Below are 2,808 nucleotides of genomic sequence, written 5' to 3'. Positions count from 1 at the left end.
AAATGAGCATGCAATTGGCATGATTGAGATGGATGAGTTCACTCTGATTTTAACCAGACGTTAACGCGTTAAATTAAGATTTATCGATTGTTTTGTGAACAAAACATTACGCGACAGCGACTTCTTCAACTCGATGAGCCTTATTTAACAAATGGTTGGTCCAGGCAATTGCTAAGGCAGAAGCAATTAAGGTGACATGAATAATGACTTGCCACATGACGGAAAAATTACTCATTTTGGTGGGATCGATGAAGGTTCTTAGCAAATGAATTGAAGAAATCCCTACTAAGGAAAGGGCGAGTTTCACCTTCATTGCTCCTGCATCTAAATGATCTAGCCATTCGGGCGTATCGGGGTGAGAATTTAAATCAAGGTGGGAAATGAAGGTTTCATAACCGCCCATCACTACCATAATAAGGAGATTAGCTATCATGACCACGTCAATTAAGTCTAAAACCCCGAGCATAATATGGGTGTCATCAAAGCCATTAATATGCAGAATTAAAGAAAATAATTCGCGGGTAAAACGATAAACATAGGCTGCAAGGATCAAGATAAGCCCTAAATACATAGGTAATTGTAACCATCTACCCATGAAAATAATGGTGCTAATGCTTCTTTTGGTGCGATTCATTAAGATACTCAATACTCATTTTTGTATGGCGCAATAGTATACGTTCTTGCGATTAATTAAAATAAAAAAAGTTTCGGTGTTGGGCATTTAAGCTTTGGCTGAATAAAGATAAGAATAAAGACAATTTCTCTTCTTCGCCAATTCTTTTCTTCACCTCACTAGGAGCTTCCACCAAGGGGAGCTCTATAAGCACTTCTTTGTCATCATAGTTGATGTGTTGATAATAGCCCTTATCGTGGGACAAGCAGGCTACGCCATAATGGTTTTTCACATAGAGTAGGCGTTGGGTTTTATGGTTCCAAACTAATAATTCTTCTTGATGAGAAGGTGTAGTATTAAAATTTAAATTTAAAGTAAAGTCTTCTTTTAAGTGAAGGGTGCCAAGATAGACTTCAAGCCCTTTAATATCTTCTGATACCGCGTCTGGGAGTTTTAGGCTCTCCAATAGAGGTTTAAGCTCATCAAAACGGGCTTGTAAGGTTTTAGAGTTAAATTTCATAAGCGTTTCTCAACATGAAATAAGCTCTCTGCAGCCATAAAAAGTAAGGCTTAGTTTATCCAGCTATTTGGGCAAATTATATCCAAAATAAACTTTTTGTCAACAGAATTTGTTGCAGCTAAATGAGTACATGTTATGAATTTGATGCTATAGTAAAAAATCGTTTACTGTGTGGAGTATTTATAGGATGAGTAATACTGCAGATTTATTAAAACCTTTCCGCTTAGGTGCCTTAACCTTGGCCAACCGCATTGTTATGGCTCCGTTAACGAGAAGTAGAGCTGGAAGTGGGGATGCACAAGGACTGATGCATGCGGAATATTATGCACAAAGGGCATCAACAGGGCTCATTATTTCTGAAGCCACTCAAATTTCTCCCCAAGCTAAAGGCTATGCATTTACACCAGGCATTTACAGTGAGCAACAAGTTGCGGGCTGGAAGTTGGTAACTGAGGCTGTACATCGTAAAGGCGGGCACATTTTCGCTCAATTGTGGCATGTAGGACGTATTTCGCATCCTGATTTACAAGAAAATAATCAACTCCCGGTAGCCCCCTCTGCCATTCGCCCGGCTGGAAAAGCATTTACTGCTAATGGCTTTAAAGATTTTGTAACGCCAAGGGCTTTAACGACGCAAGAAATTGCAGGTCTTGTTGAGGACTATGTTCATGCTGCTCGCTGTGCCTTGGAAGCTGGATTTGATGGTATTGAGTTGCACGCTGCCAATGGTTATTTAATTGCACAGTTTTTGTGTGATAAGACCAACCAGAGGACAGATCAGTATGGCGGTAATTTTGAAAATCGTTCCCGCCTACTTATTGACGTGCTCAAGGGCTTATGTTCAGTATGGCCATCAAACCGTGTCGGGGTGCGTCTATCTCCTGTGAGCCATGCTAATGATATTGAGGATTCTAATCCCATGGCCCTTTATACCTATGTCGTCAAACAGCTGAATCAATTTAAGCTCGCCTACCTTCATTGTGTTGAAGGGGAAACTATTGGTCCTCGTATTATTCCTGAAGGATTTAGCTTTCCTATTTTGCGTGCCTTGTTTGATGGTGTTTATATGGCGAACAATGGTTATGATTTAAAAATGGCTGTAGAAGCGCGGCAGGAAGATCGAGCGGATTTAATTTGTTTCGGTCGCCCCTTTATAGCGAACCCTGATTTAGTTGAGCGGTTTAGATTAGGATTGCCCTTGGCTGCCGAAGCACCAAAAGAAAGCTGGTATGGTGGTAGTGAGAAGGGCTATATCGACTGGCCTGCGCTGAGTACAGAAACCAATGCTATTTAATTAAACTAGTCAAATTTTAGCCTTCCTAAAAAGGTCGAGCCAGGGCTCGACCTAGAAAATGAGGCTCTAAAGGAGCCGGGTGTAGGGGGTGTTGGGCCGAGGCCCAAGCAAGCTGGTCTTTTGGAGTGCTTTTTTAGAACTTAGCTATTACTTGAGCGGTTGCTGTTTTGGTATTAGTTCCGACAAATTGATTCGCTCTTGCTGGTAGGGGTCCAAATCCAGGTAGGCTTTGTCCGGTAGCATAAGAGCCAACAGGATAAGCCAGGGTCACCTCATGAAAAATTTTGAGATAAGATAGTGGTTAAAATAGAATCATCCCATCCAGCATTTTTTCTGAGCCGCTTAATAGATTGCCTTTTCATCTGATTTTTAGTTAATTGA

4 protein-coding genes are annotated in these 2,808 nt (G+C 41.0%); 1 reads left to right on the top strand and 3 read right to left on the bottom strand.

Features of this window, described 5'->3' with window-relative positions; all coding sequences use genetic code 11:
• Positions 1-106: 106 nt before the first annotated feature.
• Together ELY15_RS15050 and ELY15_RS15045 are read right to left on the bottom strand one after the other, a co-directional pair.
• Positions 107-634 carry a TIGR00645 family protein gene (locus ELY15_RS15050; RefSeq protein ID WP_127101459.1) on the bottom strand — a complete coding sequence of 176 codons (528 nt, stop codon included), beginning with the start codon at positions 632-634 and terminating at the stop codon, positions 107-109.
• A gap of 52 nt (positions 635-686) precedes the next feature.
• The gene (locus tag ELY15_RS15045) at positions 687-1,133 is read right to left on the bottom strand and encodes a hypothetical protein (RefSeq protein WP_127101457.1); all 447 of its coding nucleotides are present in this window, start codon (positions 1,131-1,133) and stop codon (positions 687-689) included.
• Between the two features lie 187 nt (positions 1,134-1,320).
• On the opposite strand from ELY15_RS15045, the gene ELY15_RS15040 reads away from it, so the two are divergent.
• Entirely contained in the window at positions 1,321-2,427 is a 1,107-nt protein-coding gene (locus ELY15_RS15040; RefSeq protein ID WP_127101455.1) for an alkene reductase, read from the top strand.
• A 133-nt stretch (positions 2,428-2,560) separates the two neighbouring features.
• Here ELY15_RS15040 and ELY15_RS16490 read toward each other — a convergent pair whose 3' ends face one another.
• On the bottom strand, positions 2,561-2,698 hold the full coding sequence (locus ELY15_RS16490; RefSeq protein WP_233586839.1) for a hypothetical protein: 138 nt from the start codon (positions 2,696-2,698) through the stop codon (positions 2,561-2,563).
• Positions 2,699-2,808 lie beyond the last annotated feature (110 nt).

Origin of the sequence: Legionella sp. km772, assembly GCF_003989735.1 — a bacterium.
Taxonomy (GTDB): Bacteria; Pseudomonadota; Gammaproteobacteria; order Legionellales; family Legionellaceae; genus Legionella.
Note: the sequence above shows the minus strand (reverse complement) of the source record. Positions and strands in the feature narration are given on the sequence as shown.

Excerpts from the sequence above, each read along its gene's own strand:
- ELY15_RS15050 (WP_127101459.1), bottom strand. The coding sequence starts at position 634 with ATGAATCGCACCAAAAGAAGCATTAGCACCATTATTTTCATGGGTAGA.
- ELY15_RS15045 (WP_127101457.1), bottom strand. The coding sequence starts at position 1,133 with ATGAAATTTAACTCTAAAACCTTACAAGCCCGTTTTGATGAGCTTAAA.
- ELY15_RS15040 (WP_127101455.1), top strand. The coding sequence starts at position 1,321 with ATGAGTAATACTGCAGATTTATTAAAACCTTTCCGCTTAGGTGCCTTA.